The sequence below is a fragment of the Amycolatopsis acididurans genome, assembly GCF_012328925.1.
GTDB classification, from domain to species: domain Bacteria; phylum Actinomycetota; class Actinomycetes; order Mycobacteriales; family Pseudonocardiaceae; genus Amycolatopsis_E; species Amycolatopsis_E acididurans.
Window position 1 is genome coordinate 84,764 of sequence record NZ_JAAXLS010000015.1, and the last position, 12,908, is coordinate 97,671.

At 68.4% G+C, this 12,908-nt stretch carries 12 protein-coding genes; 6 read left to right on the plus strand and 6 right to left on the minus strand.

Annotation, left to right across the window (positions count from 1 at the left end; translation table 11 throughout):
- The first annotated feature begins 27 nt into the window (after positions 1-27).
- Positions 28-1,149, plus strand: coding sequence for an NDMA-dependent alcohol dehydrogenase (locus HFP15_RS21775; protein ID WP_168518550.1), 1,122 nt, complete (start codon positions 28-30; stop codon positions 1,147-1,149).
- On the opposite strand, the gene HFP15_RS21780 is transcribed toward HFP15_RS21775, so the two are convergent.
- Positions 1,121-2,338 carry a CoA transferase gene (locus HFP15_RS21780; protein ID WP_312871682.1) on the minus strand — a complete coding sequence of 406 codons (1,218 nt, stop codon included), beginning with the start codon at positions 2,336-2,338 and terminating at the stop codon, positions 1,121-1,123. The genes HFP15_RS21775 and HFP15_RS21780 overlap by 29 nt on opposite strands.
- Positions 2,339-2,571: 233 nt before the next feature.
- Between HFP15_RS21780 and HFP15_RS21785 the strand changes: the two genes are divergently transcribed.
- A complete protein-coding gene (locus tag HFP15_RS21785) occupies positions 2,572-3,261 on the plus strand; it encodes a GntR family transcriptional regulator (RefSeq protein WP_168518552.1) in 690 nt (229 codons plus the stop codon).
- Positions 3,262-3,279: 18 nt separating this feature from the next.
- Here HFP15_RS21785 and HFP15_RS21790 read toward each other — a convergent pair whose 3' ends face one another.
- The 5 genes from HFP15_RS21790 to HFP15_RS21810 form a co-directional block, all read right to left on the minus strand.
- Positions 3,280-3,981: a GntR family transcriptional regulator gene (locus tag HFP15_RS21790; protein WP_168518554.1), complete on the minus strand. Its 702-nt coding sequence runs from the start codon at positions 3,979-3,981 to the stop codon at positions 3,280-3,282.
- 87 nt (positions 3,982-4,068) lie between these two features.
- Positions 4,069-4,779, minus strand: a complete 711-nt coding sequence (locus tag HFP15_RS21795; protein WP_168518556.1) for a GntR family transcriptional regulator — start codon at positions 4,777-4,779, stop codon at positions 4,069-4,071.
- Positions 4,776-5,273, minus strand: a complete 498-nt coding sequence (locus HFP15_RS21800; RefSeq protein WP_168518558.1) for a pyridoxamine 5'-phosphate oxidase family protein — start codon at positions 5,271-5,273, stop codon at positions 4,776-4,778. Before HFP15_RS21800 ends, HFP15_RS21795 begins: the two co-directional genes overlap by 4 nt.
- Complete coding sequence (locus HFP15_RS43915; RefSeq protein ID WP_168518560.1) at positions 5,270-6,700, minus strand: MmgE/PrpD family protein; 1,431 nt, start codon at positions 6,698-6,700, stop codon at positions 5,270-5,272. The genes HFP15_RS21800 and HFP15_RS43915 overlap by 4 nt, the downstream gene beginning before the upstream one ends.
- A complete protein-coding gene (locus HFP15_RS21810) occupies positions 6,693-7,907 on the minus strand; it encodes a CaiB/BaiF CoA transferase family protein (protein ID WP_168518562.1) in 1,215 nt (404 codons plus the stop codon). Before HFP15_RS21810 ends, HFP15_RS43915 begins: the two co-directional genes overlap by 8 nt.
- A gap of 209 nt (positions 7,908-8,116) precedes the next feature.
- Between HFP15_RS21810 and HFP15_RS21815 the strand changes: the two genes are divergently transcribed.
- The 4 genes from HFP15_RS21815 to fabG are packed head-to-tail and all read left to right on the plus strand — an operon-like array spanning position 8,117 to position 12,900.
- Positions 8,117-9,019, plus strand: a complete 903-nt coding sequence (locus tag HFP15_RS21815) for an HpcH/HpaI aldolase/citrate lyase family protein (protein WP_168518564.1) — start codon at positions 8,117-8,119, stop codon at positions 9,017-9,019.
- A 13-nt stretch (positions 9,020-9,032) separates the two neighbouring features.
- Positions 9,033-10,988, plus strand: a complete 1,956-nt coding sequence (locus HFP15_RS21820; RefSeq protein ID WP_168518566.1) for an AMP-binding protein — start codon at positions 9,033-9,035, stop codon at positions 10,986-10,988.
- Positions 10,985-12,145, plus strand: coding sequence for an acyl-CoA dehydrogenase family protein (locus tag HFP15_RS21825; RefSeq protein WP_168518568.1), 1,161 nt, complete (start codon positions 10,985-10,987; stop codon positions 12,143-12,145). Before HFP15_RS21820 ends, HFP15_RS21825 begins: the two co-directional genes overlap by 4 nt.
- Complete coding sequence (gene fabG, locus HFP15_RS21830) at positions 12,145-12,900, plus strand: 3-oxoacyl-ACP reductase FabG (protein ID WP_168518570.1); 756 nt, start codon at positions 12,145-12,147, stop codon at positions 12,898-12,900. The genes HFP15_RS21825 and fabG overlap by 1 nt, the downstream gene beginning before the upstream one ends.
- Positions 12,901-12,908: the final 8 nt, after the last annotated feature.

The window sequence follows — 12,908 nt, forward strand, 5'->3', positions numbered from 1 at the left end:
CCGAGGAACTCCCGAGAGGTTGGTGACATGAAGGTTCAGGCATCGGTACTCACGGCGCCGCTGACAGACTGGACGACCGCGACACTGGAGGTCGAGCCGCCCCGCGCGGAAGAGGTGCTGGTCCGGGTGCACTACGCGGGTCTGTGCCGTTCGGATGAGCACCGGCGGCACGGCGGGACGGGCAGCGGGGGCCGGTACCCCCTGATCGGCGGGCACGAGGGCTCGGGGATCGTCGAGGCCGTCGGTCCGGGCGTCACCCGGTTCGCGCCCGGCGACCACGTGATCCTCTCCGTGCTCCCGCAGTGCGGCGTGTGCCGGTATTGCACATCGGGGCGATCGCGGATGTGTGATTACACCGTGCACGTTCCGACCGGAGCGATGCCGGACGGGACATTCCGGGCCTCACTCGACGGGGAACCGCTGGGCGGGTTCTGCATGCTCGGGACCTTCGCCGACCACATCGTCGTGTCGCAGGCATCGTGCGTCAAGATCCCCGAGTGGTTCCCGATGGACGTCGCCGCGCTGCTCAGTTGCGGTGTGCCAACGGGGTGGGGTTCGGCGGAGTACGTCGGCGAGGTGCGGGCGGGCGACACGGTGATCGTCGCGGGAATCGGTGGTGTCGGGATCAACGCGGTACAGGGGGCGGCGTTCAAGGGGGCGAGCCACGTCGTGGCCGTCGATCCCGTCGAGTGGAAGCGCGAGTTCGCCCGCTCCGTTGGCGCCACGCACACGGCGGCGAACCTTGAGGAGGCGGGGGAACTCGGCAGGCACCTCTCGCGTGGGTCCGGCGCGGATGTCGTCATCGTGACCGTCGGTGTGCTGCGCCCGGAGATCACCTTGGGTGCGCTGGAGGCGACCGGCAAGGGCGCCCGCATGGTACTCACCGCGACCGCGGACGAGGCGTCGGACGTGAACGTGCGAGTCCCGGGCAACCGCGTGACGTTCTTCGACGTCAGCGTGCGCGGGGCGCTGCTCGGCGGTTGCAACGCGCACTACGACATTCCACGCCTGGCCCGGCTTTACGAGGAGGGCAGGCTCAAGCTCGACGAGCTGATCACCAAGAGGTACACAGTGGACGGTATCGCCGGGGCCTATGCCGATGTGCGCGACGGAAACGTGATCAGGGCATTGGTCGAACACCGGCACTAGCCGAGCCGATCACCCCCGCGTCGGCGAGTTTCGCGATCTCGGATTCGGACAGGCCCAGCTCCTCGCGGAGCACTTCCGGGGTGTGCTGGCCGACGCCGGGGGCTGGTCGTGCGGGCGCCTGGTGGCCGTCGACGGTGATGGGTGAGCCCGGAGCCAGATGTTCGCCGACACCGGGCTGGTCGAGCCGGCTCAGCAACGGGCTTTCGTGCGATGCCAGGTCCGAAAAGGACCGGTACGGCGACCACAGGAGCCTGGTACGGCTCAACGCTTCGGTGACCTCGGCGGCGGTGCGCGTTTCGAACCAGCCCTCGAAGACTCCGCCGAGCAGCCGCCGGTGCCGGTAGCGGTCCGCCTCGTCCTCGAAGTTCGCGGGCAGGCTCGCGGCGAGCGCGGCCACCACGGCGCCGGCGCCCGTCACCTCGACGAGGTCGCGCCAGTGCCGTGTGGTCAGGGCGACCACCATCACGCGCTGCCCGTCGCGGGTGCCGAAGTCGCGGCCGAACGTGCCGTAGACGTGGTTGCCGTCAGCGGCACGTGGCACCTCGCCCAGCTGCGCCTCGGCCAGATAACCCAGGTTGCCGGCCGTGGCCAGTGCGATGTCGGCCAGCGCGACGCGGATCTGCTGCGGCTGTCCGGTGAGCTGCCTGCGCCGGTCGGCGGACAGCAGGCCGACGGCGAGGTAGAGGCCCGCGGCGATGTCCCAGACCGGCACCGCGTGATTCACCGGTCCCGACCCGGCGCGACCGGTGATGTGCGGGAAGCCGCTCGCCGCGTTGACGGTGTAGTCGACGGCCGGTGAGCCGTCGCGGCCACCGGTCAGCACCACGCGCACGACGTCCGGGCGAGCGCGGCGCAGAGTCTCGAACGGCAGGATCCGCTCGGAGTTGGTGAGCGCGATGCCGCGTTCGGCGACGAGACCGGTGACGAGATCCTGGCCCTCGGCAGAGGTCAGGTCGACCTCGATGGCGCGCTTTCCCTTGTTCAGCCCGGTCCAGTACAGGCTGGTGCCGCTGCCCGCGCGCGGCAGCCTGGTGCGGTCGGGGGCCCCGCCGACCGGCTCGACCCGGATGACGTCGGCGCCGAGCTGCGCGAGCGTCATACCGCACAGCGGAGTGGCGACATAGCCGGAGATTTCCACGATGCGCAGACCGGCCAGCGGTTGACCGGCATCGGTAACAGCATGATGCACTATATATTTTTATCATGGGAATGTGCGACGGTCGGCGTGGTCATCGCAACAGTGTTTCGCCCGGCAGGCAGGAGTACGGACGGTCCCGGCAACGCGGTCGCGTCCGGAAGGGCCATTCCGCCATGGCGGAGGCTCCCGGTATATATGATGTGACGGCGGTGGTCGACGGGTGCGCGTGAACCGGAACGAGCGCGCACGGCCAGGCCCGTGGTGCTCGCGGAGAGGCGGAAGAGATGACCTACGACCCGGCTTTCGGCAGGGGCTTCGTGGCCGGGCGGACGCACCTTCCAGGGGAAGTGGCTGGCCACGCGCGCGAAATGATCATTTCCGGCGAGGTCCGGCCGGGTGACTACCTGCGTGTGGACGTGCTCCGGGACGCGCTCGGGGTGAGCAACACGCCGGTTCGTGAGGGATTGTTCATCCTGCAGAGCGAGGGTTTCGTGCGCCGCGTCCCGCGCCGAGGGTTCGTCGTCGAGTCGTTCACCCGCGAAGATCTGCGTGACCTGTTCTGGGCGCAGTCACAGCTTGCCGGTGAGCTCGCGGCGCGGGCGGCGAAGCGGATCACCTCCGAGCAGCTTGCCCGGCTGGAAGCCAACCTCGAACACTACGAAAAGGCGTACGCGTCTTCCGACAGCGAGGCGCTCGCTCACCTTGGACACCTGTTCCACCGTGAGATCAACCTCGCGGCGGATTCGCACCGGCTGGCACTATTGCTCGGCTCGATCGTGAAGCAGTTACCCAATCGCTTCTATACGGCCATCACAGGGCAGGTGGAGGGCACCAGGCAAGCACACCCGGAGCTGCTCGCCGCATTGCGGAACAGGCAATCGCAGAAGGTGCGGACGCTGATGGCCGACCATCTGCTCGAGGGCGCCGATCACCTCATCGAGAGCCTGGAGCAGCGGGGGGTCTGGAACCCGTAGCCGCCGCCGGTCCGGCCGTCAGGAGGCGGTCTGCGCCTCCGCCCACATACCGCGCTCCTCGAGCATCGCGACGAGCTGATCGCCACCCTCGCGGAGGTGCTCGGAGATCAGCGACCGGGCCTGACGGGACGCGCGCTTGCGGATCGCGTCGAGGATCAGCGGGTGCGCCTGCCTTGTGCCGCCGACGTGTCCTTCGATCTGGGCGTAGAACCGGTTGGGCAGTTGGCTGACGACCGTGCCGAGCAGCAACGCCAGCCGGTGCGAGTCCGCCGCGAGGTTGATCTGCCGGTGGAACTGATGCCCGAGGTCGGCGACCTGTTCCTGGTCACCGGCGGCGAAGGCCTTCTCGTAATCCGCGACGTTGGCCTCGAGTACCGCGAGCTGGTCCGGTGTGATGGCCTTGGCCGCGCGGGCGGCCAGTTCACCCGCGAGCTGCGCCTGCGCCCAGAACAGGTCGCGCACGTCCTGCCGGGTGAAGGACGCGACGACGAAGCCACGGCGGGGGACCAGCTCGACGAAACCTTCGCTGCGCAGGGAAAGCAGACCCTCACGGACCGGTGTGTTGCTGACCCCGACGGCTTCGGCGATCGGCTCCATCCGCAGGAACTCGCCCGGCCGGACCTCACCGGAGATGATCAGCTCGCGGACGTAGGCGGCCACTTCCTCGGGAAGTTGCTGCCGCCTCGCCCCAGCCCCGCGGACCGCGCTCACCTCGACCATCGTTCTCCCTATACTCAATGTGATATGGGATATGTTCCGTCCATTATACGGATTCCGGGATAGGGGTCACGGTAGCCGGGGTGCGTGTTACCAGAGGCCGCGGTCGGCGAGGAGCACGGTGAGGCTTTCGGCCCGTTCGGCGATGTGGTCCTCCATGATCGCACGTGCCTGGCGAGGCTGTCGCCGGCGCAGCGCGTCGAGTATCAGCGGGTGCTCGTCCCGGGTGGCGGCGACCTGGCCTTCGATCCCCGCGTAGAACCGGTTCGGGAACTGTTTGACGATCGAGCCCAGCACAAGGGTGAGGCGGTGCGAACCCGCGGCGAGGTTGACCTCACGGTGGAACTGGTGCCCCAGCATGGCCAGCTTGCCCCGGTCGCCGGCCTCGTTCGCCCGCTCGTACTCCTCCAGGTTCGCATCGAGCCTTGCCAGCTGCTCGCCGGTGATGACCTGGGCCGCCCGTGACGCCAGCTCCCCGGCGAGGCGGGCCTGCGCCCAGAACAGGTCGCGCACGTCCTGCGGCGTGAAGGGTGCGACGACGAAGCCACGGCGGGGGACCAGCTGCACGAATCCTTCGCTGCGCAAGGTCAGCAGGCCTTCTCTGACCGGGGTGTTGCTGATGCCGACCGCCTGGGCGATGCCTTCCAGCCGCAGGAATTCGCCCGGCCGGACCGCGCCCGAGATGATCAGTTCGCGGGCGTAGGAGGCGGCCTCCTCGGGCAATTGCCGTCTGTGGGTGTGGCTTTCGACCGGGGCGAGGCAGCCAGCTCCCGTCCACTGCGCGGGCCGGCCGGTGTTCACCGCGGCTCCGTCGGTGGCCTGTGGTCCGGCATGGCCAGCGCGTAGGGCGACGAGCTCGCCTTGCGCTGGTCCATCCCGAACGCGTCCGAGGTGGACACCCGGAACACGACCCGCCCGGCGGAGAGCCAGATCCGGTCGTGCTCGGCCTGATCCTCGATACCGGGTTTGGGGTAGCGGCGGTGCATCTTCATGCTGAGCACGTCGCCGGGGTCCTCGATCTCCTCCGCCACGGTATGCACGAGGACATAGCCGTGGATGGGCTCATGGTCGAAGACGGCCACCGACACCCGGGGGTCACGCCGCAGCCGCGCTGTGAGCCCCCGGGTGGGAGTGGTGGAGAAATACAAGTGGCCGCCGTCGTAGTAATAGCCCATCGGGATGGTGAACGGGGAGCCGTCCTTGCGCAGGGACGAAACCGCCGCGAACCGCCCGGGGGCGCGCAGATACGCGTCGATCTCGTCCCTGGTCATGGTGGTCTCACCGAGGTCGATCATGGGTGTTCCCGGCCGCCCAGGGCACGCAGGAGCTGGCGGATGTCGCCGACCTTCTCCAGGTCGAGCAAGGAATCGAGCACACCCTCGACTTCGGACTCGGGGATGACATCCTCGGCGTTGACCCGGAATTTCGCTACGAGCTCGTCGGTGGTGAGCAGCGTCGAGGGGTCCGGGGACGGGCTGCCCTTCGGGAACCGGCGTTCGGCGCTGAAGGTCGTGCCGCGTGCGTCGACCTCGATACGGGTCGGGCGGCTGGACGGGTGTTTCTCGATCTCGGTGCCCCAGTCCGGGTGTGGCTTGAAGGTCGTCTTGTCCATCAGTTCCCGCACCGAGCTGCCGAACACGAGGTCCGGATCCTGCCACGCCTTGCCGGGGGTGACCCGGTGCGCGCCGACGGCGAGGCCGTGGGCGATGGAGAACTGCGCGTCATGGACGTGGGAGATCTCGCGGTTCAGCCAGACCGGATGCAGCACCCAGGCCTCGCCCCAGGCCCGGATCGCGTCGATTTCGTCCGGTTTGATGTCGTTGGTCTCGACGATCTCGGTGAGCGCGTCCAGCGGCGCGTGCAGGATCCGGCAGTGCGGATAGGGCTTCAACGTGGATTCGGCGGGGAAGCGCCATTCGGTGCCCAGCCCGTCGGTGATCTGTTCCGGCACCCAGCGGCCGGTGCCGATGAACCGCCGGTAGCCGTAGTCGGCGTCGTCGAGCACCTGCAGGTCGCCGCGGTGCCCCAATTCGGCGAAGTGCGCCGCGGTCAGCGCCGACTGGACCAGCACGCCCGCGTTGAGGTACTTGATGGTGGAGCTGGGGGAGTGGGCCAGCCAGGAGCGGTGGGAGTTGACGGGGGAGATGTTGGCCGCGATCGCGAGTGCGTTCGCGAGCATCCCGGCGTCGTAACCCTTGACCTTGCCGATGGCCGCGGTCGCGCCGAACACGGTACTGCTGAACCCCAGAATCGGGGAGAGCGCGACCTCGCCGTTCTTGGTGTCGCGCAGGTAGTCCATGGCCTTGCCGAAGCGGTAGCTCATCTCGTGGGAGAGCGCGACGGCCGCGATGAGGTCGCTGCCGGAGATCCCGCGGCTTTCGCCGAAGGCGAGCGCGCCGGGCAGGACGTAGGGCGAGACGTGACCGGGTGGCAGCACGGCGTCGAAGTCGAGCGCGTTCATCAGCTCGCCGTTGGCGAAAGCGGCGCCGAAGACCGAGCTGCGGGAGCCGGTACCGAGGATCGTGGCCTCGCCGTCCGTCCCGCCGATCATCCGGCCGTAGTCGACGCCGATGCGTCCCCGTGGTTCCCCGGTCCCGGCCAGCGCGCAGCCGATCGAGTCCAGGACGAGTCGTTTGCTTTCTTCCACCACCGTGCCGGGAAGGCTCCCGGTCTCGGTGGTGGCGGTGAACCGGGCGAGCTGCTCGGCGAGCGTGTCAGGCACTGGCTTTCCTTTCCGCGGCGGGCTTTTCGAAGCGGTCTTCGGTGAACAGGACCCCGGCGGCGACGAGTTCGTCCACACGGGACTCGTCGTATACCTCGGCCGCGATTTCCCTGGTGTGCTGGCCGACGCGGGGTGTCGTGCGGCCACGGTCCGGGCGGGTGCCGGAGAACCGCCACGGCGGGCGCACGAGCGCCAGATCGTCGGTCTCCGGCTCGGTCAGCTTCAGCCACTCGGTCTGCGGATGCGACAGATAACCGCCCATCCCCAGCACCGGCGCGAACGGGACATCCGCCTCACTGAGCAGTTTTTCCCATTCGTCAGCCGGTTTCGTCATGAACTCGGCCTGCACGATGTCGACGAGCTCGAAGTAGTTGTCCCATCGCTGTGTGTAGGTGGTGAACCGAGGATCGTCGGCGAGGTCGCGGCGGTCCATCGCGTCCAGCAGTGCGAGCCAGAATTTCTGGGAGGAGGACAGATGCAGCGTGATGTCCTGGCCGGAGGCGGTCTTGAGGCAGAAGTTCTGTGCCTGGGGATGACGGCTCTGCCTGCTGGGATCGGTGTGCCCGTCGTCGAAGAACTGGGTGATGGCGTCGATGGTGACGGTGCTGACCGCCTCCATCATCGAGGTCTCCACGTGTTCACCGAGCCCCGAGCTGCCGCGCCCGACCAGCGCGGCGAGAATGCCGGTCGCCGTGGACAGGCCGGTGACCAGGTCGGCCAGGCAGGTGCCCGAGATCTGCGCGGCGCCGGCGTTGCTCATGATCGAATAGATGCCGCCGACGGCCTGGCCGATGGAATCGTAGGCCGCGCGGGCGCGCAGCGGCCCGCCATCACCGAACCCGGTGACCGAGGTGTACACCAGATCCGGGCGCAGCTCCCGGCAGACCTGCGGGCCGAGGCCCAGCGCGGCCAGCTTGCCGGGGCGCAGGTTTTCCAGCAGCACGTCGAAGCGCGGCAGCACCGCCTTGACCAGTTCGACGCCGCGCGGGTCCTTGAGATCGACGGCGAAGCTGCGCTTTCCCGCGTTGTACTGGCGGAAATACGGGCTCTGATCGTTCTTCGCGCGGCGGAAGTCCTCTCCGATGCCCGGCCGCTCGACTTTCACGACATCCGCTCCGAGCGCGGCGAGCAGCGAGCTCGCGTATGGCGCGGAGATATAGCCTCCGAACTCGAGGACACGGATGTTCTGAAGTGGCTTTCGCCGCATCTGCTCACCTTCTCCTCCGGCGCACCATCGTTGTGCACGTGCTTTCGTTCCTATCACGTCATTTTGCCGATGGGAACCCTTCGGCAAGCATCATATATTTAACTGAGAGGACAAAGGTGCAGCTAGGGTCTGCCTTCGCGCCGGGCACCCTTGTCTTAACATCATATATTGTGTACTCTCACCGCCAGCTGCCGCGACGAGGAGGTATCGTGAGGCCACTGCGTTCATTGTTGTTCGTGCCGGGCCACCGGGGTCACTGGGCCGAGAAGGGGGTGGCCGCCGGTGCGGACGGGCTGATCCTCGATCTGGAGGATTCGGTCCCGCTCGATCTCAAGGCCAAGGGCCGCGCCGAGGTCGCCGCGACGATCACCCGGCTGCGGGAGTCCGGTTCGAAGGTCGCGCTGTACGTGCGGCTGAACTCGCTGGACACCGGTATGTCCGGGGACGATATCGAGGCGGTGGCCATCCAGGGCCTCGACGGTTTCGTGCTGCCCAAGACCTACGGCCCCGACGACATCGTCGGCTTCGATGCGCTGGTGACGCACTTCGAACGGCGCAACGGCGTGGCACCCGGGACGTTCGAGTTCATCTGCTCGCTGGAGACCGCCGGGGCGTACGCGACCTGCGACCGGATCGCCACGGCCTCGCCCAGGGTGGCGACGCTGTTCGCCGGTACGGCAAGGGACGCGGATGTCTCGCGGTCGATCGGGTTCCAGTTCACCCCGGCGGGCGCGGAAACGATGTACCTGCGCAGCAAGGCGGTGCTCGCGGCGCGGGCGGCAGGGCTGGAGTTCCCGATCGTCGGGGTGTGGCAGGACCTGACCGACGCCGACGGGGCGCGCAAGTTCTCCGAGCAGAACCGCGAACTCGGTTTCCGCGGCCAGGTGCTGATCCATCCCTCGCACGTCGCCGTGGCCAACGAGGTGTTCAGCCCGTCGAAGTTCGAAATCGAGTTCTACACGGGCATGATCTCCGCCTTCGAGAAGGCGGAGGCCGAGGGCGCCGCCGCGGTGCGCTACGAGGACATGCACATCGACTACGCGCACATCAAGACCGCGCGCGAGGTGCTCGACTACAGCCGCCAACTCGCCGGCGACGGCGCGGCGAAGTGACGAGGAGCCGATGATGAAGGGACCGGGGCCGTCCGCGGCAGCGGCCGAACCGGCGTGGGTGCCGGATGAGAGCGTGCGTGCGCGCAGCCGTTTTCTGCGAGCGATGAAGAGCTGGGGGTTCGGCACGCCGGCGGAACTGCACGAGGCCTCCGTGGCCGATCCGGAGTGGTTCTGGCGCGCCGTGGTGGAGGATCTGGACATCACGTTCACCACGCCGTTCGAGCGCGTCGTCGACGAGAGCGCGGGAAGGCTGTTCCCGCGGTGGTTTCCCGGCGGCCGGATCAACGCGGCGACCCTGTGCGCGCATCGCCATGCGGAGAGTGAACTGGCGACGAAGGAAGCCGTGGTCTATGAGGGTGATGGCGGCCAACGGCGTGCGCTGACCTACGGGGAGCTGAGCGAGCGGGTGCGCCGGTTCGCCGCGAACCTCGCCCAGCTCGGTGTCGGGCGTGGCGACCGGGTGGTGCTGTTCCTGCCCGTCGTTCCCGAGGCCGTCGTGGCGTTCCTCGGCTGCGCGATGCTCGGCGCCATCTCGGTACCGGCCTTCACCGGCTACGGCCCGGACGCGCTGGCCGCGCGCCTCAACGACTCCGGGGCGGTGGCACTGGTGACGGCCGACGGCACCACGCGCCGCGGCAAGCGGGTCGCATTGAAGGACACCGCGGATCGGGCCGTGGCGGAATCGCCCGGGGTCCGGCACGTGGTCGTGGTCCGGCACCTCGCGGACGACGTGCCGATGACCGCCGGCCGCGACGTCTACTGGGACGAGCTGCCCGCGGACCCGCCGGAAATCCGGACCGCGGACACCGAATCGAACGATCCGCTGACCATCATCTACACCTCCGGCACCACCGGTAAGCCGAAGGGCATCCTGCACTCGCACGCCGGTTTCACGGTGAAGGCCGCGACCGATTTCGCCTACGGTTTCGACATCCACGCCGACGACGTCATCGCGTGGATCGCCGATCTGGGCTGGATGCTGGGACCGTTGCTGATCCTGGGCGGGCTTCAGCTCGGCGCGACGATCGTGCTCACCGAGGGCGTGCCCGACTATCCCAGTCCGGGCCGGCTGTGGGAGCTCGCCGAACGCGACGGCGTGACCTTCCAGGGCATCGCGCCCACCGCCGCGCGGGCGCTGATGGCCCGTGGGCAGCGGGATTTCGGTGACCTGAGCCGGCTGCGCGCCTTCGCCTCCACGGGAGAGGCGTGGGACGAACCGACGTGGCACTGGCTGTTCGACCAGGTCGGGCAGGCGAAGCGGCCGATCGTGAACTACAGCGGCGGCACCGAGACCGGCGGCGGCATCCTCGTGGCCTATCCGTTCCTGCCGATGGAACCGGCCTCGTTCAACGGGCCGCTGCCCGGGATGGACGTCGCCGTGCTCGACGCCGACGGCAAGCCGGTGACCGGGCAGGTCGGCGAGCTGACCGTGCACAACACCTGGCCGGGCATGACGCACGCGTTCTGGCAGGACCGCGAGCGCTACGTCGAAACGTACTGGAGCAAATGGGACGGAGTCTGGCTGCACGGCGACCTCACCGCCGTCGACGCGTCCGGCACCTGGCGGATCCACGGCCGCTCCGACGACACGATCAAGGTGTCCGGACGGCGGGTCGGCCCCGCCGAGATCGAGGCCGCGCTGCTCAAGGACCGCCGCATCGCCGAGGCCGCGGTGATCGGCGTGCCCGACGCCCAGCGCGGTCAGCGCGTGGTGGCCTTCGTGGTCCCGCGCGAGGGGAACACGGGCGGCGACGACCTCGTGGAGACCGCGCTGGCCAATGTGGGCAAGGCTTTCGCCCCGTCACTGCACCTCGTGACCACTCTGCCCAAGACGAAGAACGGGAAGATCATGCGCCGCGCCATCCGAGCGCGTCATCTCGGCGAGCCGGTGGGCGATATGTCCTCGCTCGACCCGGCCACCCCGCTGGAGGCCATCCCCGCCGCGGACCACACCGGGGTGCGGGAGTGACCGCGGTGGACCGCGATCTGGATCTGGTTCGCCGCAGCGCGCGGGAACTGGCCCGGAAGTTCGACCTGGACTATTGGCGCGAGAAGGACCGGAAAGCCGAATACCCATGGGAGTTCGTGCGGGCCTTCGCGGACGCGGGCTGGCTCGGCTCGATGATCCCGAAGAAGTACGGCGGACTCGGCCTCGGCCTGACCGAGGCAGCGATCATGCTCTCCGAGGTTGCCGCGTCCGGCGCGGGCGCGTCCGGTGCTTCGGCCATCCACTTCTACATCTTCCCGCCGGGGCCGGTGCTGCGGCACGGTTCGGAGGAGATGAAGCGTGCGTACCTGCCCAAGATCGCCGAAGGCGAGCTGCTGCTCGCCTTCGGGGTGACCGAGCCGGGCGCGGGTGTGGACACGTCCAGGATCACCACTCGCGCGAAGAAGACCGACGGCGGCTGGGTGGTCAACGGGCAGAAAGTGTGGATCACCAACGCGCAGAACGCGAAACGGATCCTGCTGCTGGCCCGCACCTCACCGCGCCGTGACGACAAGCCGCTGGACGGCATGACGCTGTTCTTCACCGATCTGGACCGCGAGCGGATCACGGTGCGCGAGATCGAGAAGGCCGGCCGCTCGGCGGTGGACTCCAACGAGCTGTTCATCGACAACCTCGAGGTGCGCGACGACGAGGTGGTCGGTGATGTCGGCCGCGGGTTCTACTATCTGCTCGACGGGCTCAACCCGGAACGCATCGTGGTCGGCATGGAACAGCTTGGCCTCGGCAGGGCCGCGCTGGAGCTGGCGGTGAAGTACGCCAGCGAACGTGTGGTGTTCGGCCGCCCGATCGGCAAGAACCAGGCGGTCGCGCATCCGCTGGCCGATTCGTGGATCCGGCTGGAGGGCGCCGAGCTGATGGGCATGAAGGCGGCGGGACTGTTCGACGCGCGCAAACCGTGCGGCCCGGAGGCAAACGCGGCGAAGTTCCTTGGCAGTGAAGCAGGTTTCGAGGCGTGCGACCGCGCGATGCAGACGCACGGCGGGTACGCCTACGCCAAGGAGTACCACATCGAGCGGTTCTGGCGGGAATCGCGGCTGCTCAAGATCGCGCCGGTGTCCCAGGAGATGGTGCTGAACTACGTCTCCACCAAGGTACTGGGCCTGCCGAAATCGTACTGATGGTGAAACAGGAGGAATTCGTGGGACTGTTGCGGGACCAGGTCGCCATCGTGACCGGTGGCGGGCAGGGCATCGGGCTGGCGATCGCGGAGGCGTTCAGCGCGCAGGGCGCACGCGTGCTCATCGCGGACGTGGACGGCGACAAGGCGAAAGCCGCGGCCGGCTCGCTCGATGGCGAAGCCGAAGGACGCCAGTGCGACGTGATGTCCGAAGTGGACCAGACCGAGCTGGTGCAGGCGTGCGTCGACCGGTTCGGCAGGCTGGACATCCTGGTCAACAACGCGGGCGTGACCAGGGACGGCTACCTGACCAAGCTCAGCGAGGCCGACTTCGATCTCGTGCTCGACGTCAGCCTGAAGGGAGCGTGGCTGGGCACGCGCGCGGTCGCGCCGCTGTTCCGCTCGCAGAAGGGCGGATGCGTGATCAACATGTCCTCGCTGTCGGGCAAGATCGGCAACCCCGGCCAGACGAACTACAGCGCGGCGAAGGCCGGGCTGGTCGGGCTCACGAAGGCCGCGGCCAAGGAACTCGGGCCCTCCGGGGTGCGTGTCAACGCGGTGCAGCCTGGCCTGGTGCGCACCGCGATGACGCTGGCGATGAAACCGGAGATTTTCGCCGCCAAGGAAGCGGAAGTACCGTTGGGCCGCGCGGGCGAACCCGGGGAAGTGGCGGGCGCCACGGTCTTCCTCGCCTCCCCGCTCGCGTCCTATGTGAACGGTGCCGTACTGGAAGTCACCGGTGGCCGCGGCATCTAGCCCGCCGC